Below are 26,030 nucleotides of genomic sequence, written 5' to 3' on the forward strand. Positions count from 1 at the left end.
CAAGGCCGTCCCGTGTGCGCGTCGTGCGGGACACGCGGCGGATGAAGGCCTTTTTGCATGTGATGCATCTTATGGGCCGCGCGCAAGCGGCAATCGGACGAATAACCGGGAAAGGGGGCTTCTATTCAACGTTTGCGCGAAGGGGGGGCTCACTAGAATGCAAGGCGTACCGATGCATTCGATGGAGACCCGCGATGGACCAGCCCACTAACACCTTGCCGCAGCCTGCGAGCGGCACGAGCGTGGGCGCGCGGGCGGTGCGGCGCGGTTTCGCGCATTGCCTGACGCGGCTGGTCATCAATGTGGCGGTATGGGTGGCGGGCGGCATCGTGTTGCTGCCGGCCACGACCCAGGCGCAGGACGCGGGCGGCCCGATCGTGATTCCAGGGCCCGCCGAGAAGAATCCCGCCGCGCTGAACGATCTCGCGCAACGGATTCAGACGCCGGCGCAGCGCAACGCGTCGGCGGCCTCGCTCGCCGCGGCGACCGCGCAGTCGCTCGGCCGCGCGAGCGTCTCGCGCGACACCGATGCGTTCGGCCGGGCCGCGAGCGCGAACGGTGCGATCGTCATTCCGGGCGCGGCCGAGCCCGCTATCGCCGCGCCGGCAATCATCCGCACCAACTTCAAACCGGACGCCAACGGCGTGGTGACGATTCCGCCGGCGGCCAGCACGGGGGCGTCGGGCGTCGCGCGCGTCAATGTCGAAGCGGGCCCGGCCGCCGGCCTCGCGAATCCGCGCGCGGTCGCGGCCAACGCACCGCAAGGCGACGGTTTCGACAGTCTCGCGTCGCGCGGCGAGCCGCCCCAGTTCGGCGCGAATGGCAAGCTACTCGCGACCGCGCCCAAGCAGACGGCAAATCCCGCGATCGCGAGAATGCCCGTCGCGTCGCCAGCCTCGCGCCAGCCGGCCGTCGCACAGGGAACGCCGCAGCCCGCTACCGCCGCCGCGCCCGTTCAGCCCGCGCCACCCGCGCCACGGCCCGGCCAGCAGGACCCGGAAGCAATTCATGCGACCGCGCTCGCCTTCCTGCAACAGCAGGCCGTCGGCTTGCCCGGCAAGGTCGACATTACGGTGGCGTCCGCGTTTGCGCGCGGCCTCGCCGCGTGCACCTCGCTCGAACCGTTCATGCCGACCGGCGCGCGCCTGTGGGGCCGGCTGACGGTCGGCGTGCGCTGCGCGGGCGAGCGGCCGTGGACCCTCTATCTGCAGGCCCGCATCGCGCTGCATGCGACCTACTACCTCGCCGCCCGCGCGATGGCGCCGGGCGAAGTGCTGACGGCCGCCGATCTCGTCGCGCGTGAAGGCGACCTGACCGGCCTGCCGCAGGCGATCGTCACCGACCCGTCGCAGGCAGTCGGCTCGGTCTCGCTGGTGCGGATCGCGGGCGGCATGCCGCTGCGCCGCGACATGCTGAAGAGCGCGTCGGCGGTGGCGATCGGCCAGACCGTGCGGGTCGTCGCGGCCGGTGACGGTTTCTCGATTTCGTCCGAGGGCAGCGCGATGAATAACGCGTCGCCGGGCCAGCACGTGCGCGTGAAGACCGCGAACGGCCAGATCATCTCCGGCATCGTCAAGGACGGCGGGACGGTGGAGATCCAGATGTGAGCGGGCCGGCGGCAATGAGCACGCTCGAAGCCGCTGCCGCGGCGGCGGTGGCAGCGGACAAACGGGTATTGAAAGGGGCAGATGGCCACCTGGTGGCGGGCTGGGTGTCGAGCGATTGCGCTAAAGTTTTGATCAGTGGTTGCCGTTATCAAGGTCAAATCGTTAGGGAAGCCAATCGTGAAAGTCGATTCCACCACCTCTTCGAATCTGCCATCGTTGAAAGACGCTTTGTCGCGTTCGCAGCAGAACGGCGAAGCCACGCCCGCAGCCAGCGCCACGCAAGGCGCGGCGGGCGCGGCCACGTCGAGCGCGAGCAGCGCGTCGGGCGACACCAGCGTGAGCCTGTCGGGTCTGTCGCAACATCTGCGCAGTCTCGCGGCCTCCGGTTCGGCCGACATCGACACCGCGCACGTCGAATCGATCAAGCAGGCGATCAAGGACGGCACGCTGCAGATCGACTCCGGCAAGATCGCCGACGGCGTGTTGCAGACGGCGCGCGACCTGTTGCAAAACAAAGCCTCGTCGACCGGCAACTGATCGGCATCTCGCCGCGCGGTGCCCTGCCGGGCGGCGTCCGACCAACTCGGTTCGCGCGTGATTCGCGAGCCGGTGTGCGTAGCGAGTTGTTGACATGAAAGACGCCCTGGTTGCTACCCTGATCGAAGAACATTCGACCGTCGAAGCGTTCGCCTCGATCCTCACGCTCGAAACCAAAGCGCTAACGGCGGTCTGGCCGCTGGAGCAATTGCCGCCGATCGTCGAGAAGAAAACCGAGCTCATTGGCGTGCTGGCGAGGCTCGAAGCCGCGCGCGATTCGCATCTGGCCGAACTCGGCTTTCCAGCCGGCTGGTCCGGCATGGAGCTCGCGGCGAGCACCGACGCACGCATCGCGACGCAATGGAAGCTGCTGCAGAAAGCGGCCGAGCGCGCGCGGCGGGTCAACGCCAACAACGGGGAGCTGATCCGCGTGCGGATGGACTACAACCAGCGCGCGCTGAAAGCGCTGCAGGTCAACGTGCCGCGCAAGACGAACCTGTATGGGCCCGATGGGCGGGTTCCGGCTTATTCGGGACTCTGACCGGCGCGCCTGCCCGGCAGCCATATCCAAATGAATGAGAAGGCCCGTCACCGACGGGCCTTCTGCTTTTCCGCTGCCGCTTTTCACGCACTTACCCCTGCACCCCACGCCGCGTTAGCCGTTCGGCTAGCTAGCGCTAGTCCACCCGTCACGCTGAAATGGCGACGTCTGTCGAGTTTTCGCCAGCGTCGCGGCTTCAGCCTGGCCGCACGTCCATCGGCGGTAGCTCGCCTGCTAGCAGGTTTGTGTAATCGTGTGTATGATGGAGGGTGTGATGTATGAACAGTGCCGAGGTCGTCAAATTGATCCAAGCGAATGGTTGGCAGCTCGTCCGCATAGCGGGCAGTCACCATCATTTCAGGCACGCGGGAAAGCCAGGCCTCGTGACTGTCCCGCACCCCAAAAAAGATTTGCCGGCCGGCACCCTGAACAGCATTCTGAAACAGGCGGGGCTCAAATGAAGCATCTGATCTTTCCGATCGCCATCGAACCCGGAGACAACACGCACGCGTTCGGCGTCGTGGTACCCGATATTCCGGGCTGTTACTCCGCGGGCGACACGCTGGAACAAGCGTATGTGAACGCGAAAGAGGCGATCGAATCGCATCTCGACACTTTGCTCGACGAAGGACTGCCCTTGCCCGAACCGCTCACGCTCGGCGAGCATCGGCGCAATCCCGAGTTCGCTGGGTTCACATGGGGTTTCGTGACGACGCGCAATATTCCGGCGTTGAAGAAGGCGGTTCGCATCAACATTTCGCTGCCCGAGGCGCTGGTGCAGGAGATCGACGCCTATGCGCAGGCGCACGGTATGTCGCGCTCGGCTTTTCTGGCGCTCGCCGCCGAGCGCGAGATGGCAGACGCATGAGCAACCCCGGCGGCCGGGTGCGCATCGGCTTCGGCGCACCGCCGCGTCCGAAGGCAGCGCTTGAAAAGCGGCGGGCTGCCGCGCGGTGGCATCAGTTGGTTTCGGCGTTCGCCCAGGCCATTTCGCGCAGCCGGGTGCGCAAGCGTGCCACGGCCTGGCTATGCAGCTGGCACACGCGCGATTCGCTCACTTCCATGACCGCGCCGATCTCGCGCAGATTCATGCCGCGCTCGTAGTACAGCGACATCAGCAGCTTCTCGCGCTCCGGCAGCCGGTCGATCGCTTCGACGAGCGCGGAGCGCAGGCTGTCATCGAGCAGCGCCGAGAGCGGATCTGAATGATCGACGCAGTAGCGGTCCAGAAAAGGTTCGTCGTCGGCGGAGCGGTCAAAGTCTTCGTAGTAGATCAGCTGGCTGCCGTGCAAGTCCTGCAGCATCGACTGATATTCGTCGAGCGGCATCTGCAGATGCTCGGCGACCTCCGCCTCGCTCGCCGAGCGACCGAGGTTCTGCTCAACCTTGTGCACCGCGGTTTCCACTTCGCGCGACGTGCGCCGCAGGCTGCGCGGCAGCCAGTCGTTGCTGCGCAGCTCGTCGAGCATCGCGCCGCGAATCCGTTGGCTGGCATAGGTCTCGAACTGTGCGCCCTGGTCTTCCTTGTAGCGGCCGGCGGCATCCAGCAAGCCGATCATGCCGGCCTGGATCAGGTCGTCGAGATCGACGCTCGCCGGCATTTTCGCGACAAGCTGCAAGCCGAGTCGACGCACGAGCGGTGCGTACTTCGCCAGAACTTCGGCCTGTGAAATCTTTCCCTGAGCGTTGTACATCGTGCTCCCCTTGTCCTTCGTACTCGCCTCTTAAGCGTGCTGCGCGGACGGTTGGTCGGCGTGCTGCGCCGCTGTAACCGTCGCAGGCGCCCGCCAGGGCGTTTGCGACGACATCGCTGGCCGCATCGGCCAGTACTGCAATTCGGCGGCGAGATGGCGGAAGTCGCGCGCGGCTGGTGTCGACGGAAACGCATCGACCACACAGCGCGACAACTCGAGCGCCCGCGCGATGCGCACGTCGGCCGCAACGCAGCCGGCGTTTTCCAACGCGACGGTCAGGTAACGGCCGGCCACGCCGGCCAGATTCGTGAACGCGGCTTGCGCTTCGTTGGCGCTTTGCACCTGATTCGCGAGCACGCGCAACTGCGCGATCGCGTGCGCGTAATGCAAACGCTTGATGCACGCGTATGCGTCGGTGATCGCCTCGCCCGACACACGCGCGACGATCATCACGTCGTGCGCCTGCTTCGCGAGCGGCGACAGATGCCCTTCGTCGTCGAGCTGCGCGTCGATCAGCACGATGTCGGCCGAGCCGCCGAGCAGCACACTGAACTCGGTCTCCGTGTGGCCCTCGCGGTTGCTGCGCGAGGCGGACAGCACCGAAAAGCCGAGCGCGTGACGCGCCGCGGCGAAATCGACTGGCGTCTCGCCGCGCATCACCGCCGCGAAGTCGCCGGCGCCGCGCGAGCCGCCAAGCATCGCGCTCACCGATTGCGCACTGACGCATTCGTCGATCACGAGCACGTCCTTGCCCTGCTGCGCGAGCGCCGCCGCGAGATTGACCGCCACGGTCGTATTACCCACGCCCGCCGACGCTCCCGCCAACGCGATCACGCGCGCACCGCCCCGAGCGAGCAGCCGCCGCAACCCTTCGGCTTGATCCGAAACGAATTTATCCAAAGCGAACCTCGTGCAGCTCGGCCGTCGAACGTGCGGACAGCGAGGACAGCAAAGCGGGGATGTCGTCGTCGTGCGGCACGAACGGCGAGTTGTCGCGCGGAATGCAGAAGGTGCTCTTGATCAGGAATTTCTTCGTCGCGACGTACAGGTTCTCCGGCACCTTCTGTCCAGTCGATACGTAGTGCACCGGCAGCTTGTAGCGGATCACCGTATCGAGCACGCCGCCCAGGTTGGTCGCTTCGTCGAGCTTGGTCAGAATGCAACCGGCGAGCGGCTGCTGATCCGGCGCGCGCTGATACGCCTGCACGACTTCGTTCAACGTGTCGCCGTGGCTCGTCGCGTTGAGCAGCAGCAGACGCTGCACCGGCTGGCCGGCGCGGCACAGCATCGCGATCTGGTCGGACACGAGGCGGTCGCGCTGGCTCATGCCGATCGTGTCGATCAGCACGATGTGCTTGTTGCGCAGCTCGGAAAGCGCGAGTTGCAGATCGGCGCTGTCCTTCACTGCGTGCACCGAGACGCCGAGAATCTTGCCGAAGATACGCAGCTGTTCATGTCCGCCGATGCGGTAGCTGTCCGTCGTCAGCAGCGCTACCTTGCTCGCCCCGAAGCGCATCACGCAGCGCGCGGCGAGCTTCGCCGTGGTGGTCGTCTTGCCGACGCCGGTCGGACCCATCAGCGCGAACACGCCGCCGCGCTCCATCAGCGCGTCCTCGTCCTCCATGACCGGCAGGTTCGATTCGAGCACCGAGCGCACCCAGTCCATGCCGCCGTCCATCGTGTCGATGTCGTCGGGCAGGTTGTCGACCATCATCTGCACGAGCTGCGCGGAAAAGCCGGCGGCGAACAGATGCTTGGTGAGCGCGGCGCCGCCGGGATTGCGGCGCTGTCGATCGCCCCACAGCAGTCCCGCGAAGTGCTCTTCCATCATGTCGCGCATCGACGACAGCTCGCTCATCACGGTGTCCTTGACGACCTGCTCCATGCGCCCCTTGATCGCTTCGGCGACGGCGGCCGGCGTGCGGCTTTCGTCGCTGGCCGACGGCATGGGCGCGAGCTTCTGCGCGGTGCGGCGCGCAGCGACTTCGGCGGCTTCGCGCGCCCAGTCGGGCGTATCGATCACCGGCGGCACGGCTATTGGCCGCGCGTCGACCGCGCTGCCGAGGCCTTTGGCGGTCGCGACGGCGGGCGTCATCGCGGCGGGACGCGCGCTGTATTCGCCGCGTTGTTGCTGCTGCTCGGCCGCGATGCGGCGCGCGTGATCGATGAGCCACGGATTCGACTCGGCCATCGTGCGTGGCACGGCGGCTTCGCTCGGTGCGACAGCCGGCGCTACCGGCACGCCCGCAGCTTTCAGCGGATCTGCGCCGAGGTCTTTCGACAGGCGCGCGGCCGCGGCGCGGGCGCTCGCGCCGGAGGGCGTGGCCGAAGCGGCGGAAGTGCCGGCCGGTGCGTTGAACGATGTGACTGCGTTAGATGCCGGCTGGCTCGCGCCGGGCGCCGTTGCCGGGCCGGGTGCCGAGTGCGTCGACGCATAAGCATTGGCGGCGGCCAACGGCGCTTCCTTCGCGGACCGGTTGACCGCGTGGCTCACCGCCGGGTCGAACGCCGTCGGGTTCGCGGACCCGGCCATGAAATCCCCAGCCGCGTTCGCCGGAAAATTCGCCGGCTCGATCATTGGCATCGCTTCAGCACCCGCTTCCGGGCTCGCGCCGAACACCGACGAAAACACGTCCGGCATTGCGCTCGCGTACGGATTCATCGGCGCCGCGGACGAGCCGCGAGGCGCGAGCATCGATGCCGCACCGGAGCCCGCGCCGACGGCCGCAGCCTGGGCGCCTTCACGCGCTTTCGGCGTGATCGCGGCGAGGTCGCTATCGGCGAGCGCGACGATTTCGACGCTGCCGTCGTCCATCGTGCGATTCGACAGCACGACCGCATCGGGGCCCAGTGCTTCGCGAACGAGACGCAACGCATCGCGACTGGTAGCACCGACAAATTTACGAATGTTCAAACTGGACCCCCGATGAGATATACGGACTGACGGACCGGCAATACACCGCTTCCCATTGCAATCAATTATTGCGAAAGGCGTCGGCCGACGATCGATGGATAAAGACCGTTAAAGACGGGCAATTCGCACGATGGGCGCACGGCAGACACACCGATCGACGAGGCCGGCAAACGCGTATCAGCGATGCGACGGGTGCCGGGATCAGAAGCGCAAACGCAAACCGGCGCCCCACTGGAGCGCCGGTTCGCGTGATGTCGACAGCTGCAAGCGAGCGGGCTTGGTCAGCCTTGCGCGCCGATCAGATTCATCACCTTGACGTTGCGCGTATCGGGCACTTCCGCATACGACAGCACCTTCAGCTGCGGCAGGCTGCGGCGCAGGAAGCGAGCGAGCATCGGTCGCAACGCGTGCTGCACGAGCAGCACCGGAGCGAGGCCAAGGTTCTGCTGACGCGTCATCGCCTTCTGCGTTTCGTTGAGCAGCGTGTTCGCGAGACCCGGCTCGAGGCCCGGGTTCGGTCCGGTCGAGAGCGCCTGCGACAGCACCCGTTCGAGGTTCGCGTCGAGGCCCATCACCTGCATGTCGGCGGTGCCGGGGAACCACTGCTGCGTGATCGCGCGACCCAGCGCGAGCCGCACGGCGGCGGTGAGGTCGTGCGGGTCGGTGATCTTGGCCGCGTGCTCGGCGAGCGCTTCGAGGATCGTGCGCAGGTCGCGGATCGGCACGCCTTCTTCGAGGAGGTTCTGCAGCACCTTTTGCAGCGTGGTGAGCGGCAGCAGCTTCGGCACCAGATCGTCGACGAGCGATGCCGTGTCCTTCTGCATCCTCTCGAGCAGCTCCTGCACCTCACGCCGGCCGAGCAGCTCGGACGCATGCGTGACGACGAGGTGATTCAGGTGCGTTGCGACCACCGTGCTCGAATCGACGACCGTGTAGCCGTACACCTGCGCCTGTTCGCGCAGGTTCGTATCGATCCAGATCGCGGGCAGGCCGAAGGCCGGATCCTGGGTCGGCGTGCCCGGCAGCGCGGCCGAGACCTGGCCCGGGTTGATCGCGAGCCACTGGCCCGGATAGGCCTCGCCCGCGCCGATCTCGACGCCCTTTAACGCGATCCGATAACCGTTTGGCCGCAATTCGAGGTTGTCGCGGATATGAATGACCGGCGGCAAGAAGCCGATTTCCTGCGCGAATTTCTTGCGGATGCTCTTGATTCGCTTGAGCAGTTCGCCGTCGGAATTTTTGTCGACGAGCGGAATCAGCCGGTACCCGACTTCCAGGCCGAGCGTGTCGACCATCGTCACGTCGTCCCAGCTCGCCTCGGCGTTTTCGAGGGGCGCCAGCGCGGCCGGCGCGACGTCGACGAGCGCCGGCGCGTTCTTGCGCGCCTCGGCGCGCTTCTTCATCGTGCGGCCGAGCTGGATCAAGCCGCCGCCGAGAATCAGGAACGCGAAGTGCGGCATGCCCGGAATCAGGCCCATCAGCACGAGAATGCAGCCGGTGATCATCAGCACCCGCGGGTTCGTGAACAGCTGCCCGGTCAGCTGCGTGCCGATGTCTTCGTTGGTCGCGACGCGCGACACGATCACGCCGGCCGCCGTCGAGATCACCAGCGACGGAATCTGCGCGACGAGGCCGTCGCCGATCGTCAGCAGCGTGTAGTTCTTGCCCGCCGCTGCAAAACTCATGTCGTGCTGGACCATCCCGACGATCAGCCCGCCGATGATGTTGATCACCATGATCAGCAGACCGGCGATGGCATCGCCGCGCACGAACTTGCTGGCGCCGTCCATCGAGCCGTAGAACTCGGCTTCCTGCGAGACTTCCGCGCGACGCTTGCGGGCCTGCTCTTCGTTGATGAGACCCGCGTTCAGATCGGCGTCGATCGCCATCTGCTTGCCGGGCATCGCGTCGAGCGTAAAGCGCGCGGACACTTCGGCAATGCGCCCCGCGCCCTTCGTGATCACCATGAAGTTGATGACCATCAGGATGATGAAGACGACGATACCGACCGCGAAATTGCCGCCCACGAGGAAGTGGCCGAACGACTCGATCACCTGACCGGCCGCGTCGGGACCGGTATGGCCTTCGAGCAGCACAACCCGCGTCGACGCGACGTTCAGCGACAGCCGCAGCAGCGTCGAGAACAGCAGCACGCTCGGAAACGCGGCGAAGTCGAGCGGCTTCATCGTGTACATGCTGACGAGCAGCACCATCACCGACAGCGCGATGTTGAACGTGAACAGCAGATCCAGCAGGAACGGCGGCAACGGCAGAATCATCATGCCGAGGATCATGCAGATCAGCACCGGCCCGGCGAGGGCGCGCAGGTTGGTGCTGCTCAGCGCATCCGGCCGTCGGGCGAGGAAACCGGCGCGAACGTTCATGCGGAGGCTCCGTTATCGTCGTTGCTCGTGTTGGTGTTGGCGTTGGCGGCGGCCGGGTTCAGCGTGTCGGCCGCTTCGTCCGCGGCGTCCTCGTCCGACACGCTGCCCTTGTCGAGTTCGGGCGGCACATCCAGTTCGGTCGGCGCGACCGGCACGTCGCCGCCTTCGGCCTTGAAGCGGCGCAGCTGATAGACCCACGCGAGCACTTCCGCGACCGCGCCATATAGCGGCCCCGGAATCTCGCGATTGAGATCGACGTTGTGATAGAGCGCCCGCGCGAGCGGCGGGGCTTCGAGCAGCGGCACGTTGTTTTCGGCGGCGATCTCGCGAATCCGCGCGGCCACGAGGTTCACGCCCTTCGCGACCACCTTCGGCGCGCGCATCTCGCCGTCCGTGTATTGCAGCGCGACCGCGAAGTGCGTCGGGTTCGTCACGACCACGTCGGCCTTCGGCACCTGGGCCATCATGCGGCGCCGCGCGATCGCGCGCTGCTGCTGGCGAATCTTGCCCTTGATGTGCGGATCGCCTTCGCTCTCGCGATGCTCACGCTTGACTTCTTCCTTCGTCATGCGCAGCTTCTTGCTGAACGTCCACAGCTGGTACGGCACGTCGAGCGCGGCCACCGCGAACATGCCGGCCACCGTCATGCCGCAGCACACCGCGATCAGGTGTACGGAGTTGGCGAGTGCGAGGTTGAGCGGCTGCGTCGCGAGCGCGAGGAATTGCTCATGGCGATTCCAGATCGCCGTGCCGCCGATCAGTCCCACGACCAGCGTCTTCGCGAGCGACATGCCGAGCTGGATCGGCCCGTTGATCGAAAACATCCGGCCGAGACCCTCGATCGGGTTGAGCCGGCTGAACTTGGGCTCGAACCCTTTCGCCGACAGCTGCCAGCCGCCCAGCGCCATCGGCGCGAGCAGCGCGGCAAGTCCGGTGAAGCCGAGGATCGGCATGAGCGCGTAGAGTCCTTCGCGGCCCGCGGCGCCCGCACCGATCAGCATGCGGTTGGTGTCGAACGCGCCGGCGTGGTTGAACGTCAGCGACGCACGCAGCATGTTCTGCAAATGCTCGCCGATGCTGCCCGACATGCCCCACACGCCGTAGAACCCGGCCGCGAGCAGCGCGAAGGTCGACAGCTCCCGCGAACGCGCGATCTGCCCCTCCTCGCGCGCCTTCTGCAGGCGCCGAGGGGTGGCGGATTCGGTTTTTTCGAGGTCGCTGTCCTCTGCCACGAAGCTCTCCAGTCGGCCGAGGCACGGCGCCTCTTTCCAGTGAGAGCGATTATTCCTGCTCGGCGCAAGCGCCGATCGGCGGATAAGGGCGGAGAAACGGGGGCATTTCGACGGATGAGCGGACGGCTCGCGCGCGTGTCACGCAAGCCGTCCGCAATCCGATCGACGTGCGGCTTCAGAAGCCGACGTAGGGCGCGGGACCGCCGCTCGCGGTCTGATCGAGGTGGTAGTACACATGGCGGCCGTAAAAGAACGGCAGACCGAGGTCGAAGCTGGCGCTGCCGCCGATCTGCCCGGCGAGGTTGTTGAACGCGAAGTTGCTGCCGGTGGCGAACAGCGTCTGCGCACTCAGGATGCCGATGCTCGCGTCCGCCGACACTTTGTTCAGCCCCACCAACGTGACCGTGCGAGTCTGTGCCGACGACGGGCAATAGAAGCCCGCGAATTGGCTGCCGCACAGCGCGAGCGTGCTATCGCCGAAGAAATACGCGTTCGAGCCGGAATCGAGGAACGCCTGGACGGTCGTGCCGTTGAAGGTGCTGTTGTTGAGGTCGCCAAATGGGTCGGTCGTGAAGACCTGCGACGCGGCAAGCGCGTTGTTCCCCTGTGTGCCGATGCCGAACACCAGCGTGCCGGTCGCCGACGCCTGTCCTGTGTTCGACACCGGCGCCATTTGCACGATCACGCCGTTGTTGTCGAGCGGAAACTTCGCGACCGGATTCGTCACCTGCTGATCTGTCGTGACTTGAGTGCGTGCGCACGACGTACCGCCAGGGCAGGCGAAGTAGTTGCTGTAGGTCCCCGCCTTGGTCGGGTCCGCGCACGTCGCGCCGCAATCGTTCAGCGCGGTGCCGATGCCGAGAATGCCATTGGCGCCGAGATCGCTAGCCGTGTTCTGCGCCGCGCCATTGCCGCAGCCGGGCGTGGGCGCCGTGCTCACGTTGTCGCCGATGGTCTGGATCGGGATGGCGGTCGTCGTCGTTTCGCTGCCGATCGTCACGGTCGCGGTGCGCACGCTGCCCCACGTGAAGCCGTCCGCGAAGGTTGCGCATTCGGCTAGTTTGGCACCGCCGTTGCCGGACGTGCTGACCGGCAGCGCGCCGAGCAAGGTCGAATTCAGCGCCGAGCTGACCACGCGCAAGCCGAACGAGCCGGTGTCGACCTGGATGTTGCCGATCGTCTGGCAGTTAGTGGTCGAGCCTGGCGCACAGATCGTCACGCTGACGGTCGGGATGTTGATGACACCGGAAACGCCGCGGCCGACCGTGATCGGCACGGTGTTCGACGCGTTGGCGGAGATCGGCTGCTGGGTCGGGCTGGCAGGCAGCGAACCGCCGTTCAGCCCGTTCGACGAGTTGCTGCCACTGCTGGAGCTGGCGTTGCTATCGCCACTGTCGCCGCCTCCGCCGCAGGCGACGAGCGTCGCCGTGAGCAGCACGGCAAGCGCGGCCTGCATCCAGCCTTTGATGTTCGCGGTCGTGAGCATGGTTCGCATCGTGGTCCTCGCCGTTACTGGATGTCGGAACCGCTGACGCCGGCCGGCAGCTCGGAGGGCAGCCATGCGACGCCGCTGAACGCGCCCATATGGCCGCCCGAGCGCACCACGAGCCCGCTGTCGTCGACGGCAACCGGTCCGCGCGCATTGCCGCGCGCGGCGCGAACGGCCTTCACGCCGGCGACGTACTGCGGAAAATAACTGCCGAGCAGATCACTGAGATCGGGCATTTGCGGGCCGTGCCACGAAATGCCGAATACCGCGCCGCTCGCGCTCAGATATTCGCGCACCACGGTGCCGTTGCCGAACGTGGTCTCGCGTACCGTGTAGGAAGCGGATGCGGAGGCTGTGGAAGAGGCCGCGCTCGCTTGCGACCGCATGACACTTTGCGTCGCGCCGCTGGCGGGCTGCACCACGCGGGACGACACCGAGGCGTCGGACGGCGGCGTAAGCGGCGCGCTGCCCAGCGCCGCATGGGCGGACTGCGCGGCCGTCAGGGCCAATAACGAACACGGCAACACGAGCGCCGTGACTCTCCCGGCGCGACCAATACGACTCCACATAACGATGCTCCTCCCGAGCCGCGGCACGCTTCACCGATTGCGCGAACCGGCCGCTTGTAGGCAAATGATACGGCACCGCCGCGGCCGCGACGCTGAGGGGTCCGCCTCACCGGGCGACCGCCCGCCGTTGCGCGGCGGGGTGCCGTACCGCTTCGACCTCGTAGTATGCCTGCGGATTCTTTCAGCCGGCGCAAGGCGCGCGCGCCCGGCTTACCGGCTATTACTAGCAGGAAACGGTACGGAAGAGTGGTATTCGGCGCGCATTGAACGCGTGTTTGGCGCGAATCGCGGAGAAACCATCAGCCCGGCACGCTTGCCGGGCCGAATCGAATCGGTCGATCAGAAGCCCACATACGGCGACTGGCCGCCGCTGGCGGTGTTGTCGATGCCGTAGTACACGGCACGGCCGTAGAAGAACGGCAAACCGAGATTGAAGCTGCCGCCACCCGGCGCGGCGAGATCGTTGAACGCGTAGGCGGTGCTGTTGCCGAACAGCGTCGTCGCGCTCACGACGTCGATGCTCGCGCTCGCCGATACCTTGTCGATTCCGACCAGCGTGAGCGAGCGGGTCTGCGCGGTGGGCGGACAATAGTAGCCGCCACACTGGGCGAGCGAGCTATCGCTGAACAGGTAGGCGGTCGTTCCCGAATCGATGAGCGCCGGCACCGTCCTGCCGTTGAACACACTGTTGTTCAGGTTGCCGTACGGGTCGGTCTTGAAGACGTGCGATGCGGCGAGCGGGTTGTCCGACTGCGTGCCGATCCCGAACACCAGTGTGCCGGTCGCCGTGGCAGCGCCGGTGTTTGCCACCGGTGCCATCCGGACGATCACACCGTTGTTGTCCACCGGGAAGTGCGCGACCGGATTGGCCACTTGCTGCGCGAGCGGCGCCGCCGTGCGGGTGCAGGACGTCCCGCCCGGGCACGCGAAGTAGTTGCTGTAGTTCGCGGCGGTGGCGGCGTTCGCGCAGGTTGCGCCGCAATCGACAGGCGCGGTGCCGACGCCGAGAATGCCGTTCTCGTGAAGCGTGGCGACCGTGTTTTGCGGCGAGCCGCCATCATTGCTGCAGCCAGGCCCGGGCACCGTGCTCGCGCTCTTGTCGCCGATGATCTGCATCGGGATGCTGGTCGTGGTCATCTCGCCGCCGACCGTGATGGTGGCGGTGCGCACCGTGCCCCACGTGTAGCTGTCAGCGCCGAACTCCGCGCACTCGGCAAGCTGCGCGCCGCTGCTGCCTATCGTGCTGACCGGCAGCGCCTTCAGCAACGACGGGTTCAGCACCGAACTGACCACCCGCAATCCAAACGAGCCGGTATCGAGCAGGATGTTGTCGATGGTCTGGCAGTGGGCGGCGGAGCCGGGCGCGCAAATCGTCACGCTGATCATCGGCGTGTTGATGGCGCCGCTCACCCCATGGCTGACCGTGATCGGCACCGTGTTCACGGCAGTCGTAACCGTTGGCGGCTGGCTCGGGCTGGTGGGCGGCGAACCGTTGTTCAGCGCGCTCGGCGAATTGCCGCTCGCGCTTGAACCAGGACTGGCGAGCGGCGGCGAACCGCTGTTCTGCGCGCCCGGCGAGTTGCGGCTGGCGTTGGAACTGGCGGCGGAGGGGCCGGAATCGCCTCCTCCTCCGCCGCAGGCGGCGAGCGTCGCCACGAGCATCGTGGCCAAAGCGCTCCGCATCCAACCGATGACCGTCGCAGGCTTGTGCAGGTTTCGCATCGTCGTCCTCGCCGTCATTCGATGTCGGAACCGCTGACGCCCACGGGTAGCGCGGGTGTCAGCCACACCTGACCGCTAAGCGCGCCCATATGGCCGCCCGAGCGCGCGACCAGACCGTTCCGCTCGACAGCGACAGGACCGCGTCCGCCGCCGCGCGCCGCCTTGGCGGCCTGCGCGCCGGCAATGTACTGCGGGAAATAGCTGCCGAGCAGATCGCTCAGATCGGGCATTCGCGGACCATGCCACGCGACGCCGAAGACCGCGCCTCGGGCATCGAGATATTCGCGGATCACGGTACCGTTGGCGAGCGCGGTCTCACGCACGGTGTAGGACGAAGTAGCGCGGGAAGCGATGCGGGAAGAAACCGACGCATCGAGGGGCGGCGTTATCGGTGCGCCGCCGAGTTCCGCATAAGCGGACCGAGCGGCCAATAAGGCCAATGAAACCAGCGCCGTAACTTTCCCGGCGCGACGGACACGACTCCACATGACGAGGCTCCTCTCCGACTGCGGCCGCGGTCCACGCATCGCGCAAACCCGCTGCCGACTGGCAGACGATCGCCGCATCAACGGGAAAGGCGCGCGATTTTCGTGCCCCTCGCCCTGCGGCGCGTCCTGGAAATAGGCATTAGAGCTAAAGCCGCGCAGATTTCTGTGACGTTTTGTCAACCAGAGAGATATCCCGCCGTTGCCTCGCGGGGAGCCCCCTCACCGGGCAAGCACCCGGTGTCGTTTCGGCCGGAGAAAGCCGGGCCGCTTTCGCGGCCTGTAGCATGCCTGGTCCGCCTCAGAAGCCGAGGCTTGCAAGCAGGTCATCGACCTGCGATTGATCCTGCACCACGTCCGTCTTGCCTTCCGGATTGATCTGCGGGCCGTTGAGCAGATGCTCCGGGCTGCCCGTCGACGACACCTCGGCCGCGAGCGCCGCTGCGTTCGCCGCGAACTGTTCGCGCCGTTCGAGCGCGATGTTCTCGACCAGCACGCCGAGCAATTGCTGCTCGATCAGATAGACGACGTCGGTGATCTTCTTGATCACCTGGCCGGTCAGGTCCTGGAAGTCCTGCGCGAGCATGATCTCCATCAGCTGCGAGTTGGTCGCGCCGGTCGCCTCGGGCACGCCGCGCAGAAAGCTGCGGGTGTCGTTCATCAGCGCGCGCACTTCCTCGCGCTCGATCGGCGCCGCGTACCACTGTTCCCAGCGCGCGTCGAGCGTGCCCGCGTCTTTCTGCAACTGCTCCTGGATCGGCTTCGCGACGTCGATCGCCGACAGCACGCGCTCGGCGGCCTGCTCGGTCATGTTGGCGATGTACTTCAGGCGATCGCGTGCATCGGGCACGGCTTCGGCCGCCCGCTCGACATGCTTGTCGAGCCCGAGCTCGCGCATCGAATCGCGCAGCGTGCGCGTCAGTTGTCCGATGCGCGCGAGGATGCGGTCCGACGTGAAGTCGCCGCTGTCGTGGCCCGTTTCGGCGCCAGGCGTTTGGGTCGGCGGCGTCACATCAGCTCCCGGCTTTCGCCATCTTCTCGAGGATCTTGTTGAGCTTCTCGTCGAGCGTCGCGGCCGTGAACGGCTTGACGACGTAACCGCTCGCGCCGGCCTGCGCCGCCGCGATGATGTTTTCCTTCTTCGACTCGGCCGTCACCATCAGCACCGGCAAGTGCGTCAGGTTCGCGTCGGCGCGGATTTCCTTCAGCATCGCGAGACCATCGAGGTTCGGCATGTTCCAGTCCGAGATCACGAACTCGTAGCTGCCGCTGCGCAGACGCGCGAGACCGGCCGCGCCGTCTTCCGCTTCGTCGACGTTCGCGTAGCCCAGTTCCTTCAGCAGGTTGCGGACGATCCGGCGCATCGTCGGAAAATCGTCAACCACCAGAATCTTCATTCCCTTATCCATTTCTTTCCCTTTGCTTGATCCATGTAGCGGCGTTCGACCGCCTCACTCCGTCCGGCACGCATCATACCCGTTGAACGCGGTCACCCATCGACGTCAAACGCGCCATCACGCGCCGGCTCATGTCCGGCAGCGCGGCGATTTCGTCGGCCGCGCCGAGCGCGATCGCCTCACGCGGCATGCCGAACACGATGCAACTCGCTTCGTCCTGCGCCAGCGTGTATGCACCGGCCTTTTTCATCTCCAGCAGACCGGCCGCACCGTCGCGCCCCATGCCGGTCAGAATCACGCCGATCGCGTTCTTGCCCGCATGCTGCGCGGCCGAACGGAACAGCACATCGACCGACGGACGATGCCGGTTCACCGGCGGGTCGTCGGACAGATGCGCAATGTAGTTGGCGCCGCTCCTCGCGAGCAACAGATGCGCGTGGCCCGGCGCGATATACGCGTGGCCCGGCAGCACACGCTCGCCGTGCTCTGCTTCTTTAACGGTAATCCGGCACAAACCATTGAGGCGTTGCGCGAAAGATTTCGTAAAACCCGGCGGCATGTGCTGCGCGATCAGCACCGCGGGCGCATCGGGCGGCAGCGGCACCAGCACTTCGCGGATCGCTTCGGTGCCGCCCGTCGATGCGCCGACGATGATCAGCTTCTCGGTACTCAGCAGCGGGTTGTTGAAAAGCGGCGCGGCGCCGAGCGGCGCATGCGCGGCCTGGGTGGCCGCATGCTGCGCGGGCGCCGCCTGGCGCACGCGCGCGCGGGCTGCCGCGCGAACCTTGTCGGCGAGCTTTTCCGCGTAGTCGAGCATGCCGTCGCGAATGCCGACCTTCGGCTTGGTCACGAAGTCGACCGCGCCGAGTTCGAGTGCGCGCAGCGTGATCTCGTTGCCGCGCTCGGTCAGCGACGACACCATCACGACCGGCATCGGCCGCAGGCGCATCAGCTTCTCGAGAAAGTCGAGGCCGTCCATGCGCGGCATTTCGACATCGAGCGTCAACACATCCGGGTTGTGCTGCTTGATGAGCTCGCGCGCGACGAGCGGGTCGGGCGCCGTCGCCACCACCGTCATGTCCGGCTGGCCATTGATGATCTCGGTCATCAGGCTGCGGATCAGCGCCGAATCGTCGACACACAATACCTTGATCTTTTGCACAGCGCTCACGCCTCCTCTGTGGTTCTGGCGTTGTTGGAATGAGTCGGGCGCGGGCTTGCGCCGAACAGTTCGATCCTCGGCCGCGCGGCGGCCGGCTTCGCGAACAGCTCGACCCGCTTGCGCGCCGCGGCGAGCCGCTCGGCGCGCGCTTCGGCGCTTTGCTGCACGAGCGCCTGCTCGCGCTCGGCGACGCCCGCTTCCTGTTGCAAGCGCAATTTCTTCACCATCACCTGACCGGTGCGCGGCATGAATGCGACCTTGCGCGGATGCGAGCCCTGCAGGTCCTCGGCGACGATGCGGATTTTTTCGGTGGCCAGATAGCGGCGCACGAACTCCGAGTTGCGATCGCCGATGTTCATCGTGGTCATGCCCGCGAGCACCGCGCCGCCACCGAACACCTTGGCCTCGAAGCGCTCGCGCCGCCCGCCCGCCTTGATCAGTTCATTGATCAGCACTTCCATCGCGTACGCACCGTAGCGCATCGAGTCCGATGCGGCCTGCACGACGTCGGCGCCGTCGTCCGGCAGCATGAAGTGATTCATGCCGCCGATGCCCGCGGTGCGGTCCTGGATGCAGGCCGCGACACACGAGCCAAGCACCGTCACGAGCACCATGTCTTCGCTCGTCGTGTAGAACTCGTTGGGCAACAGCTTCACGCCGGGGCGCTGAAAGTGGTTGTCGTAGTACAGGTTCGAAGCGATCGGCAGCGTGCTGCTCATGCGGCCACCCCGCTCGATTGATGCGCGTCATGCGCGTTAGCGCGCGACGGCCCGCGAGCGCCGCCCGCGTCGCGCGTCAGTTCGTAGACGGTCTGGCCGCGCAACCTGAACGCCTGCGTCACGTACGTGAAGTTTTCCGAATGGCCGGCGAACAGCAGACCGCCCGACTTCATCAGCGGCTCGAAGCGCGCGAGCACCTGCGCCTGCGTCGGCTTGTCGAAATAGATCATCACGTTGCGGCAGAAGATCGCGTCGAACTGCGTGCGCAACTGGTAATCGCGATCGGTCAGGTTCAGCTGCTCGAAGCGCACGAGCGCGCGCACTTCAGGACGCACCTTGACCATCCCTGCATGCGCGCCCGTGCCCTTCAGAAAGAAGCGCTTGAGCCGCTCGGGCGACAGGTGCTTGACCTGATCGAACTGGTAGACGCCGGCCTCGGCCTTCGCGAGCACCTGGGTGTCGATGTCGGTCGCGAGCACCGACGCCTGGCGAGCGCCGCTCTCGCCGAGCGCTTCGATCAGCGTCATCGCGATCGAGTACGGCTCCTCGCCCGTCGATGCCGCCGAGCACCACACGGACACAGGTTGCGGGCGTCGCGGCACGAACTCGGCGAGGATCGGAAAGTGATGGGCTTCGCGGAAAAACGCGGTCAGGTTGGTGGTCAGCGCATTCGTGAACGCTTCCCACTCGGCTGGATCGTTTTCCGCTTCGAGCAGATCGAGATACTGGCGAAACGTATCGATGCCGCGCGCACGCAAGCGGCGCGCGAGGCGGCTATACGCCATGTCGCGCTTGTGGTCCGACAGCGAAATGCCCGCCGCGCGATGAATCAGATCGCGGATGCGGGCGAAATCCGCCGTCGTGAATTCGAAATCGCGTCCCGTCTCGACGGACCTGGCGGGCTCTGTGCGGTCAGGTGCCGCCCGGATCGGGCGTTGGGGTGCGCGCGTTGCCATCATGAAAATTCCTGTCTGCGATATGAGCCGTCACGCTCGCCGCCCAGCCGGACTGCCTGGGGGCTAGGAATTGTCTTCGCGGGGTCGCGCCCTCCCGCGAATACCATCGACATACGGCCGGCTCGCGACACGCGTGATGCGCGTGCTTCGATGCTTCGCCCATCCGCGGGCGCGATGCCGGTTGACCCCATGTCACTCTGCCGTTGCCTAAAACGTTTCCCAGTCCGCGTCCGAGCTTGCCTTCGCCGTGCTCGCCGCAGCGGTGCGCGTGGGTGTGTCGGTCGTGACGCGAGCCGCGGCCGCGGCGGGCCTTGGCTTCAATGCGGGTTCGACGCGTGCCGCTGCGTCGTGTTGTTGGGTCGGAGCCGCCGCGGTTGCCACGGTCGCCTTCGTTGCATGGCTGGCGCCGGCCGGGTTCGCCTGAGCCGCCGCGCTCGCCGCTTGCGGTGCGGCTTTGGCGGCCTGCGCGGAAGTCCGCGCACGCGTCGCTGGGGCGCTCTGACGCGCCGGCGTACCGGACACCTTCCAGCCGCCGAGCACCTCCTGCAACTGCCGCGTCTGATCTTCGAGCGACGCCGCCGCGGCGGCCGCCTGTTCGACCAGCGCCGCGTTCTGCTGCGTGACCGAATCCATTTGCACGACCGCGCGATTGACCTGCTCGATGCCGCCGGATTGCTCTTCGGACGCCGCGCTGATCTCGCCCATGATGTCGGTCACGCGACGCACCGCCTGCACGATTTCGTCCATCGTCGTGCCGGCGCGGCCGACCAGTTCGGAGCCGCTCTTCACCTTGCCGGCCGAATCGCCGATCAGCTCCTTGATCTCCTTGGCGGCGCTCGCGCTGCGCTGCGCGAGGCTGCGCACTTCGCCCGCCACCACCGCGAAGCCGCGGCCCTGCTCGCCGGCGCGCGCGGCTTCGACCGCCGCGTTCAGCGCAAGGATGTTGGTCTGGAACGCGATGCCTTCGATCACGCCGATGATGTCGACGATCTTGTTCGAACTGGTCGCGATCTCCTGCATCGTCGTGACGACCTGGCTCACGACGTCGCCGCCGCGCGTCGCGATGTCCGATGCGTTGACGGCGAGCTGGCTCGCCTGGCGCGCGTTCTCGGTGTTCTGCCGGACCGTGCCGGTCAACTGATCCATGCTCGACGCGGTTTCCTGCAGCGACGCGGCCTGCTGCTCGGTGCGCTGCGACAGGTCGGTGTTGCCCATCGCGATTTCGCGTGCGCCCGTGTCGATCGACTCGGTGCCGCTATGAAGCGCCCGCACCATTGTCGCGAGACTTTCCTGCATCCGCTTGATGCCCGCGAACAGGCGGCCGATTTCGTTGCCGCTGAATACCTCGACCGTACCGGACAGATCGCCGGCGGCGATCCGCTCGAAGCACGCGATCGCGTCGTTGAGCGGCTGCACGATGAGGCTGCGCAGCGCGAAACGGATGCCGAGCACCACCAGCAGCGCGAGCCCCGTGAGCACGCTGATCAGCGTGACCATCAGCGATGCGTTCGACTGCGCGCTCGTCTGCTGCTCGGCCACGCTCTGCTGCAGCGCCTTGACGACCGCGGCGGCGGCCGCGTCGTAGGCGATGAACATCGGGCTGATCTTGGTATCCGCGACCGCGTGATACGCATCGAGATTGTTCGCGTTCAACGCGGCGAATTCGACGTCGACGCCGTCGTGCATCACCGTCGTCCGTTTCGCGACCACATCGTCGAGCAAGGCCTGCTCGACGCCGTGCTTCGGCGCGTCGAGATACGTCTGCCAGCTCTGGTTGCCCTTGCCGAGCAGCTCCTGCGCGCGATCGAGCACCTTCTTCGCCTCGTCCGCCTTGCCGGCGGCCGTCAGCGTGTTGAAACGATCGATCGCGATGCGCGAGCGCAGCAGATACGCCGACGCATCGTCGAGCGCATGAATCGCAACCAGTTCGCCGCCCGCGATGTGATCGAGCGAGCCGCTCGCGCGATTCAGCGCGGTGAGCCCGAGTGCGCCGACCACCACGGTCAGCGTCACGAGAAGAATCCCCACCAGCGTCAGCGATGTGCGGATCGACCACCTGCTCAGCATGTTGATGCTCCTTGTGTTCCGTTACTGCCTGCGCTCAGACGCCGAGCGTCTCCATCAACGACATCTCCGAGCTGGTCATCAGCTTCTCGATGTCCATCAGGATCAGCATCCGGCCGTCCACCGTGCCGAGACCGGTCAGGTACTCGGTCGTCAGCGTGGCGCCGAATTCCGGCGCCGGCATGATCTGGTCGACCGCGAGCGTCAGCACGTCCGATACGCCGTCCACGACCATGCCGACCACGCGGTGCGCGACGTTCAGGATGATCACGACGGTCTGATGGTCGTACTCGACGCGGCCCAGGTGGAATTTGATGCGCATATCGACGATCGGCACGATGATGCCGCGCAGGTTGATCACGCCCTTGATGAATTCGGGCGCGTTGGCGATGCGCGTCACGTTGTCGTAGCCGCGGATTTCCTGCACCTTCAGGATGTCGATGCCGTACTCTTCCGCGCCGAGCGTGAAGACGAGGAATTCCTGACCGCCGGCGTCCGCCTGCGCGTCGCGGCGGCCATTGGTACCGCTCGCGTTGGCGACGCTCGAATTGATGGATTGGACTTCTGCCACGTTAGCCCCCAAACGGTTGGGATGAATTGAGTTGAAGTTGTGTTGCGAGGTCTGTCGGTGCCGCGTTTGCTGCGTGCGTTACGCGAGGCTCATCGCCTGCTGAGCCTGCGCATGCCCATGCGCGTGGCGCGTTTCGCGGTTCAGCGCCGCGACGTCCACGATCAGCGCGACGCTGCCGTCGCCCAGAATGGTCGCCGCGGAGATGCCGTGCACCTTGCGGTAATTCGTTTCCAGGTTCTTCACGACCACCTGCTGCTGGCCGACGAGCTCGTCGATCAGCATCGCGAAGCGCCGGCCCTCGGTCTGCATGATCGTGACGATGCCCTGAGTCGGCTCCTGCTTCGCGTCCTGCACGTTGAACACCTCGTGCAACGCGACGAGCGGCAGGTATTCACCGCGCACGCGCACCACGCGCTCGCCGTTGGCGACCGTGTAGATGTCTTCGGCTCGCGGCTGCAGCGACTCCATCACGAAGTTCAGCGGCAGGATGAAGATTTCGTTGCCGACCTTCACCGACATGCCGTCGAGGATCGCGAGCGTGAGCGGCAACACGATGCGCGTGGTGCTGCCCTTGCCCGCGTGCGACGTGATTTCGACGTGGCCGCCCATCGACTGGATGTTGCGCTTCACGACGTCCATGCCGACGCCGCGGCCGGACACGTCCGTGACCTGCTCGGCGGTCGAGAAGCCCGGCAGGAAAATCAGGTTCCAGACTTCCTCGTCGCTCATCGTCTCGCTGACCTGCATGCCCTGCTTGGCCGCCTTCGCGAGAATCTTGTCGCGGCGCAAGCCCGCGCCGTCGTCGCTGACCTCGATGACGATGTTGCCGCCGTGGTGCGCCGCCGACAGCACCAGCTGACCGGTCGAATCCTTGCCCGCCGCGCGCCGCGCCTCGACGGTTTCGATGCCGTGGTCGAGACTGTTGCGCACGAGGTGCGTCAACGGATCGATGATCCGTTCGATGAGGCTCTTGTCGAGTTCGGTCGCCTGACCGAAGGTGACGAGTTCGACCTCCTTGCCGAGTTTCGCCGCGAGGTCGCGCACCAGCCGCGGGAAGCGGCTGAACACGTAATCCATCGGCATCATGCGGATCGACATCACCGCTTCCTGCAGATCGCGCGCGTTGCGCTCGAGTTGCGCCATGCCGTTGAAGAGCCGGTCATGCAGCGCCGGATCGAACGTGCTGGTGGTCTCCGCGAGCATCGCCTGGGTGATCACCAGCTCGCCGACCAGGTTGATCAGCTGATCGACCTTCTCGACGCCGACGCGAATCGAGCTGCCTTCGCCATTGGCCGCCGCGGCGGTCGGACGGCCCGCCTTGCGGTCCTGCTCGGTGGCCGCGGCCGCAGCCGGTTTGGCTGCCGCTTGAGCCGCGGCGGGCGCCGCAGGCTCGACGCTGTTCGCGTGACCGGCCGCGCTGGCGGGCGCGGCGGTGTGGGCCGCCGCGGCCGACGACGCTGCTTGCTCCGCATGCACGTGCGCTGCGGCAGCGGCGGACGCGGCATGCGCTGTTTGCGCCGGTGTCGGAGCGGCAGCGTCGGGCGTTCCAGGTTCGCCCTGCTGCGCGTCGTCCGCCGGCGCGGTGCCGCGGCCGATCGTGATCTGACTTTCGTCGATCACGAAGCAGCACACGGCGATGATGTCGTCGGAGGGTACGTCGCTCGAAAGCCACAGCATCAGATCGCTGCCGCTCTTGAGCTGCCCGACGATATTGCCCAGGTTGCCCAGCTCTTCGGCGAGCAGTTCCTGGTCTTTCTCTCCCACGCCCCGTAGCGTAATTTTCAGATGTGGGCCGGCGCTGTCGGCCGTGCCCGCGGCTTGCCCGGTCTGTGCCGGTTCGCCGTCCGTCCATTCGCCCGCCGCCTGCACCGCCTGTTCGACGACGTGCTCGGGCGGGATACTGCCTGGCTCCCGTACTGCCGTTGTTTGGGTTGCCACTGCCTGCGTTGCCGCCGGCGCGCTCGCGGGCGGTGCGGCTTCGGCGCTCGCCGCCATCGGCGCGGCCGGGGCCTGCGCCGGCGCGCCGCCCATGCGGCTTTCCGCGTGCAGCTGCTCGAGCTTCGCGCAGATCGCGCGCGCCACCGCCGCATCGGGCTCGGCGCTCGCGCGATAGTCCGCGAGCTGCCCGGACAGCACGTCCTTGGTTTCGAGGAACGTGTCGATCATGTCCTTGCGCAGCACCAGCTCGTTGTTGCGCGCGCGATCGAGCAGCGACTCGAGAATGTGGGTCGTCTCGGTGAGCGCGGTGAAGCCGAACGTCGCCGCGCCGCCCTTGATCGAATGCGCGGCGCGAAAGATCGCCGCGAGGTCTTCGGGGTCCGGGTGAGCCACGTCGAGATTGAGCAGTAACTGCTCCATCTGCGCGAGCAGTTCGTCCGCTTCGTCGAAGAACGTCTGATAGAACTGTGTGATGTCGAGTGTCATGCCTGGTTCACCGAGAGTGCCTGTCTGGTCTGAGCTGCCGTGCAGGCGCGTCGAGAGCTATCTGTACTGTGTCTAAAAGTGTCGATGGCGCGTGTCAGGCCGGGTCCGGGTCGGCCAGCGCCGCCACCAGCTCGGTCAGCATGTCCGGGTCGAGCGGCTTTTCGATCCAGCCGGTTGCCCCCGCCGCGCGCGCCGCCTCTTTGAAGGGTTCGCCCGATTCCGTCGTAAGGACGAGGATGGGCGTCGCCTGATAGGCCGGATTTCCGCGCAGCGCGGTGATCAGATCGAGACCGGTCTTGCCCGGCATGTGCTGGTCGGTCAACACGAGATCGAACGCCATCGCGAGCGCGTTTTCGAGCCCTTCGTTGCCGTCCGCCGCGAGCGTGACTTCATAGCCGGCGCCCGTCAGCGTCGCCGCGAGGATCTGCCGCATCGATGCCGAATCGTCGATTGCCAGGATGTGCCTGATCATGAAAACCTCGCTGCGCTTAACACTGGACCGCCGGGCGGTGCGCGCCGGTGAGGCGCGCGCCGCGGCCCGGCGGCCGCCGTCTGTTACTGGGCCGGCGGCGCCGCCGCCGGCAACTTCGGTGCAGCCGTCAGCGGCTGCGCAAGTCTTTGCAGCAGCGGCTTCGAGCCGGCTGCGTCGTCCGACAAGGTCGTCGTCGTCGAGTCGTCGTGATCGAGCGCCTCCTCCGACTTCCTGTTCAACACGATGATGCTGATACGGCGGTTCTCCGGATCGAGCGGGTCCGCCTTGTTCAGGTTCTGCGTCGACGCGAGACCGAGCACGCGCATCACCTTCGCTTCGTCCATGCCGCCGGCGACCAGCTCGCGACGCGACGCGTTGGCGCGGTCGGCCGACAGCTCCCAGTTGCTATAGCCCTTTTCGCCGCCCGCGTACGGCACGGCGTCGGTGTGGCCCTGCACGATGATGCGGTTCGGCACGTCGTTCAGCGTATGGCCGATCTCGCGCAGAATGTCGCGCATGTACGGCTCGACGACGTCGCGCGCGGTCGCGAACATCGGCCGCTTCTGCGAATCGACGATCTCGATGCGCAGGCCGGTCAGCGTCGAGTCGATGCGGATCTGCTGCTTGAACTGGCGCAGCACCGGGTTCGCCTCGATCGCGGCCATCAGCTTGACCTGCAGATCGTGCAGACGCACCTGTTCCCGGCGTTCGAGTTCGCCTTGCAGCTGCTTCACCGAGTCCTCGTCGTTGTGCGACGCGGTGCGCTCGGCGCGGCTGCTGCTGCCGTCGGTCGAACGGGTCACGCCCTGTGCGTCGGTCGAGATGTCGCGCCCGCCGCCCTTCAGGATGCTCGAGTCCTCGGCGCTGCGATCGCCGCCCCACAGCGTGATCTTCAACGGCTGATTGAAGTAGTCGGCGATGCCTTTCAGCTGCACGGTGGAGGCCGAACTCAGCAGCCACATCAGCAGGAAGAACGCCATCATCGCGGTCATGAAGTCCGCGTACGCGAGCTTCCACGCGCCGCCGTGATGACCGGCCTTTTTCGGCGCACTGCGCTTGACGACGATTGCGCGGTCTTTGTCCTTGCTCAT

The 26,030-nt window shown here is 66.4% G+C and carries 24 protein-coding genes; 5 read left to right on the forward strand and 19 right to left on the reverse strand.

What is annotated here, in order from left to right; genetic code table 11:
- Positions 1-194 precede the first annotated feature (194 nt).
- The 5 genes from flgA (at position 195) to BJG93_RS15930 (ending at position 3,553) form a co-directional block, all read left to right on the forward strand.
- Complete coding sequence (gene flgA, locus BJG93_RS15910; protein WP_027199190.1) at positions 195-1,607, forward strand: flagellar basal body P-ring formation chaperone FlgA; 1,413 nt, start codon at positions 195-197, stop codon at positions 1,605-1,607.
- A 177-nt stretch (positions 1,608-1,784) separates the two neighbouring features.
- Positions 1,785-2,144 (forward strand): flagellar biosynthesis anti-sigma factor FlgM, encoded by a 360-nt coding sequence (gene flgM / locus BJG93_RS15915; protein WP_027199191.1) that lies wholly within the window; start codon positions 1,785-1,787, stop codon positions 2,142-2,144.
- A 94-nt stretch (positions 2,145-2,238) separates the two neighbouring features.
- Positions 2,239-2,685 (forward strand): flagella synthesis protein FlgN, encoded by a 447-nt coding sequence (locus BJG93_RS15920; protein ID WP_027199192.1) that lies wholly within the window; start codon positions 2,239-2,241, stop codon positions 2,683-2,685.
- Between the two features lie 278 nt (positions 2,686-2,963).
- Positions 2,964-3,146 carry a type II toxin-antitoxin system HicA family toxin gene (locus tag BJG93_RS15925; protein WP_027199193.1) on the forward strand — a complete coding sequence of 61 codons (183 nt, stop codon included), beginning with the start codon at positions 2,964-2,966 and terminating at the stop codon, positions 3,144-3,146.
- Complete coding sequence (locus tag BJG93_RS15930; RefSeq protein WP_027199194.1) at positions 3,143-3,553, forward strand: type II toxin-antitoxin system HicB family antitoxin; 411 nt, start codon at positions 3,143-3,145, stop codon at positions 3,551-3,553. Before BJG93_RS15925 ends, BJG93_RS15930 begins: the two co-directional genes overlap by 4 nt.
- Positions 3,554-3,644: 91 nt before the next feature.
- Here the strand turns inward: BJG93_RS15930 and BJG93_RS15935 are convergent, their stop codons facing one another.
- The 19 genes from BJG93_RS15935 to motB all read right to left on the reverse strand — a co-directional run bounded on the left by BJG93_RS15935 (position 3,645) and on the right by motB (position 26,030).
- Positions 3,645-4,379 (reverse strand): RNA polymerase sigma factor FliA, encoded by a 735-nt coding sequence (locus tag BJG93_RS15935; protein ID WP_027199195.1) that lies wholly within the window; start codon positions 4,377-4,379, stop codon positions 3,645-3,647.
- 30 nt (positions 4,380-4,409) lie between these two features.
- A complete protein-coding gene (locus BJG93_RS15940; protein ID WP_027199196.1) occupies positions 4,410-5,279 on the reverse strand; it encodes a MinD/ParA family ATP-binding protein in 870 nt (289 codons plus the stop codon).
- Entirely contained in the window at positions 5,272-7,293 is a 2,022-nt protein-coding gene (gene flhF / locus BJG93_RS15945; protein WP_027199197.1) for a flagellar biosynthesis protein FlhF, read from the reverse strand. Before flhF ends, BJG93_RS15940 begins: the two co-directional genes overlap by 8 nt.
- Before the next feature lie 281 nt (positions 7,294-7,574).
- A complete protein-coding gene (gene flhA, locus BJG93_RS15950) occupies positions 7,575-9,677 on the reverse strand; it encodes a flagellar biosynthesis protein FlhA (protein WP_027199198.1) in 2,103 nt (700 codons plus the stop codon).
- Positions 9,674-10,909, reverse strand: a complete 1,236-nt coding sequence (flhB, locus tag BJG93_RS15955) for a flagellar biosynthesis protein FlhB (protein ID WP_027199199.1) — start codon at positions 10,907-10,909, stop codon at positions 9,674-9,676. Before flhB ends, flhA begins: the two co-directional genes overlap by 4 nt.
- A 175-nt stretch (positions 10,910-11,084) precedes the next feature.
- Complete coding sequence (locus tag BJG93_RS15960; RefSeq protein WP_027199200.1) at positions 11,085-12,404, reverse strand: DUF3443 domain-containing protein; 1,320 nt, start codon at positions 12,402-12,404, stop codon at positions 11,085-11,087.
- Positions 12,405-12,418: 14 nt separating this feature from the next.
- Positions 12,419-12,967 (reverse strand): DUF2844 domain-containing protein, encoded by a 549-nt coding sequence (locus BJG93_RS15965; protein WP_027199201.1) that lies wholly within the window; start codon positions 12,965-12,967, stop codon positions 12,419-12,421.
- A gap of 339 nt (positions 12,968-13,306) precedes the next feature.
- Positions 13,307-14,689, reverse strand: a complete 1,383-nt coding sequence (locus tag BJG93_RS15970) for a DUF3443 family protein (RefSeq protein ID WP_034479737.1) — start codon at positions 14,687-14,689, stop codon at positions 13,307-13,309.
- A gap of 14 nt (positions 14,690-14,703) precedes the next feature.
- Positions 14,704-15,177: a DUF2844 domain-containing protein gene (locus BJG93_RS15975; protein ID WP_027199203.1), complete on the reverse strand. Its 474-nt coding sequence runs from the start codon at positions 15,175-15,177 to the stop codon at positions 14,704-14,706.
- Positions 15,178-15,475: 298 nt separating this feature from the next.
- Positions 15,476-16,186: a protein phosphatase CheZ gene (cheZ, locus tag BJG93_RS15980; protein ID WP_027199204.1), complete on the reverse strand. Its 711-nt coding sequence runs from the start codon at positions 16,184-16,186 to the stop codon at positions 15,476-15,478.
- A gap of 1 nt (position 16,187) precedes the next feature.
- Positions 16,188-16,583, reverse strand: coding sequence for a chemotaxis response regulator CheY (gene cheY, locus BJG93_RS15985; protein ID WP_027199205.1), 396 nt, complete (start codon positions 16,581-16,583; stop codon positions 16,188-16,190).
- A 61-nt stretch (positions 16,584-16,644) separates the two neighbouring features.
- Entirely contained in the window at positions 16,645-17,733 is a 1,089-nt protein-coding gene (locus tag BJG93_RS15990) for a protein-glutamate methylesterase/protein-glutamine glutaminase (protein WP_027199206.1), read from the reverse strand.
- Between the two features lie 5 nt (positions 17,734-17,738).
- Positions 17,739-18,452 (reverse strand): chemoreceptor glutamine deamidase CheD, encoded by a 714-nt coding sequence (gene cheD / locus BJG93_RS15995; protein WP_027199207.1) that lies wholly within the window; start codon positions 18,450-18,452, stop codon positions 17,739-17,741.
- Entirely contained in the window at positions 18,449-19,411 is a 963-nt protein-coding gene (locus BJG93_RS16000; protein WP_027199208.1) for a CheR family methyltransferase, read from the reverse strand. Before BJG93_RS16000 ends, cheD begins: the two co-directional genes overlap by 4 nt.
- A gap of 204 nt (positions 19,412-19,615) precedes the next feature.
- Positions 19,616-21,475 (reverse strand): methyl-accepting chemotaxis protein, encoded by a 1,860-nt coding sequence (locus BJG93_RS16005; RefSeq protein ID WP_027199209.1) that lies wholly within the window; start codon positions 21,473-21,475, stop codon positions 19,616-19,618.
- Between the two features lie 34 nt (positions 21,476-21,509).
- Positions 21,510-22,043: a chemotaxis protein CheW gene (locus BJG93_RS16010; RefSeq protein WP_027199210.1), complete on the reverse strand. Its 534-nt coding sequence runs from the start codon at positions 22,041-22,043 to the stop codon at positions 21,510-21,512.
- Positions 22,044-22,121: 78 nt separating this feature from the next.
- A complete protein-coding gene (gene cheA / locus BJG93_RS16015; protein WP_071336573.1) occupies positions 22,122-24,467 on the reverse strand; it encodes a chemotaxis protein CheA in 2,346 nt (781 codons plus the stop codon).
- Positions 24,468-24,561: 94 nt separating this feature from the next.
- Positions 24,562-24,939 carry a response regulator gene (locus tag BJG93_RS16020; RefSeq protein WP_027199211.1) on the reverse strand — a complete coding sequence of 126 codons (378 nt, stop codon included), beginning with the start codon at positions 24,937-24,939 and terminating at the stop codon, positions 24,562-24,564.
- An 83-nt stretch (positions 24,940-25,022) separates the two neighbouring features.
- On the reverse strand, positions 25,023-26,030 hold the full coding sequence (gene motB / locus BJG93_RS16025; protein WP_027199212.1) for a flagellar motor protein MotB: 1,008 nt from the start codon (positions 26,028-26,030) through the stop codon (positions 25,023-25,025).

It is taken from the genome of Paraburkholderia sprentiae WSM5005 (assembly GCF_001865575.2).
In the GTDB taxonomy this organism is placed as follows: domain Bacteria; phylum Pseudomonadota; class Gammaproteobacteria; order Burkholderiales; family Burkholderiaceae; genus Paraburkholderia; species Paraburkholderia sprentiae.

What these genes read in the sequence shown, in the direction of transcription:
- flgA (WP_027199190.1), top strand. Translation starts at nt 195, where the DNA reads ATGGACCAGCCCACTAACACCTTGCCGCAGCCTGCGAGCGGCACGAGC.
- BJG93_RS15920 (WP_027199192.1), top strand. Translation starts at nt 2,239, where the DNA reads ATGAAAGACGCCCTGGTTGCTACCCTGATCGAAGAACATTCGACCGTC.
- BJG93_RS15925 (WP_027199193.1), top strand. Translation starts at nt 2,964, where the DNA reads ATGAACAGTGCCGAGGTCGTCAAATTGATCCAAGCGAATGGTTGGCAG.
- BJG93_RS15930 (WP_027199194.1), top strand. Translation starts at nt 3,143, where the DNA reads ATGAAGCATCTGATCTTTCCGATCGCCATCGAACCCGGAGACAACACG.
- BJG93_RS15935 (WP_027199195.1), bottom strand. Translation starts at nt 4,379, where the DNA reads ATGTACAACGCTCAGGGAAAGATTTCACAGGCCGAAGTTCTGGCGAAG.
- flhA (WP_027199198.1), bottom strand. Translation starts at nt 9,677, where the DNA reads ATGAACGTTCGCGCCGGTTTCCTCGCCCGACGGCCGGATGCGCTGAGC.
- BJG93_RS15960 (WP_027199200.1), bottom strand. Translation starts at nt 12,404, where the DNA reads ATGCGAACCATGCTCACGACCGCGAACATCAAAGGCTGGATGCAGGCC.
- BJG93_RS15965 (WP_027199201.1), bottom strand. Translation starts at nt 12,967, where the DNA reads ATGTGGAGTCGTATTGGTCGCGCCGGGAGAGTCACGGCGCTCGTGTTG.
- BJG93_RS15970 (WP_034479737.1), bottom strand. Translation starts at nt 14,689, where the DNA reads ATGCGAAACCTGCACAAGCCTGCGACGGTCATCGGTTGGATGCGGAGC.
- BJG93_RS15975 (WP_027199203.1), bottom strand. Translation starts at nt 15,177, where the DNA reads ATGTGGAGTCGTGTCCGTCGCGCCGGGAAAGTTACGGCGCTGGTTTCA.
- cheY (WP_027199205.1), bottom strand. Translation starts at nt 16,583, where the DNA reads ATGGATAAGGGAATGAAGATTCTGGTGGTTGACGATTTTCCGACGATG.
- cheD (WP_027199207.1), bottom strand. Translation starts at nt 18,452, where the DNA reads ATGAGCAGCACGCTGCCGATCGCTTCGAACCTGTACTACGACAACCAC.
- BJG93_RS16000 (WP_027199208.1), bottom strand. Translation starts at nt 19,411, where the DNA reads ATGATGGCAACGCGCGCACCCCAACGCCCGATCCGGGCGGCACCTGAC.
- BJG93_RS16005 (WP_027199209.1), bottom strand. Translation starts at nt 21,475, where the DNA reads ATGCTGAGCAGGTGGTCGATCCGCACATCGCTGACGCTGGTGGGGATT.
- cheA (WP_071336573.1), bottom strand. Translation starts at nt 24,467, where the DNA reads ATGACACTCGACATCACACAGTTCTATCAGACGTTCTTCGACGAAGCG.
- BJG93_RS16020 (WP_027199211.1), bottom strand. Translation starts at nt 24,939, where the DNA reads ATGATCAGGCACATCCTGGCAATCGACGATTCGGCATCGATGCGGCAG.
- motB (WP_027199212.1), bottom strand. Translation starts at nt 26,030, where the DNA reads ATGAGCAAGGACAAAGACCGCGCAATCGTCGTCAAGCGCAGTGCGCCG.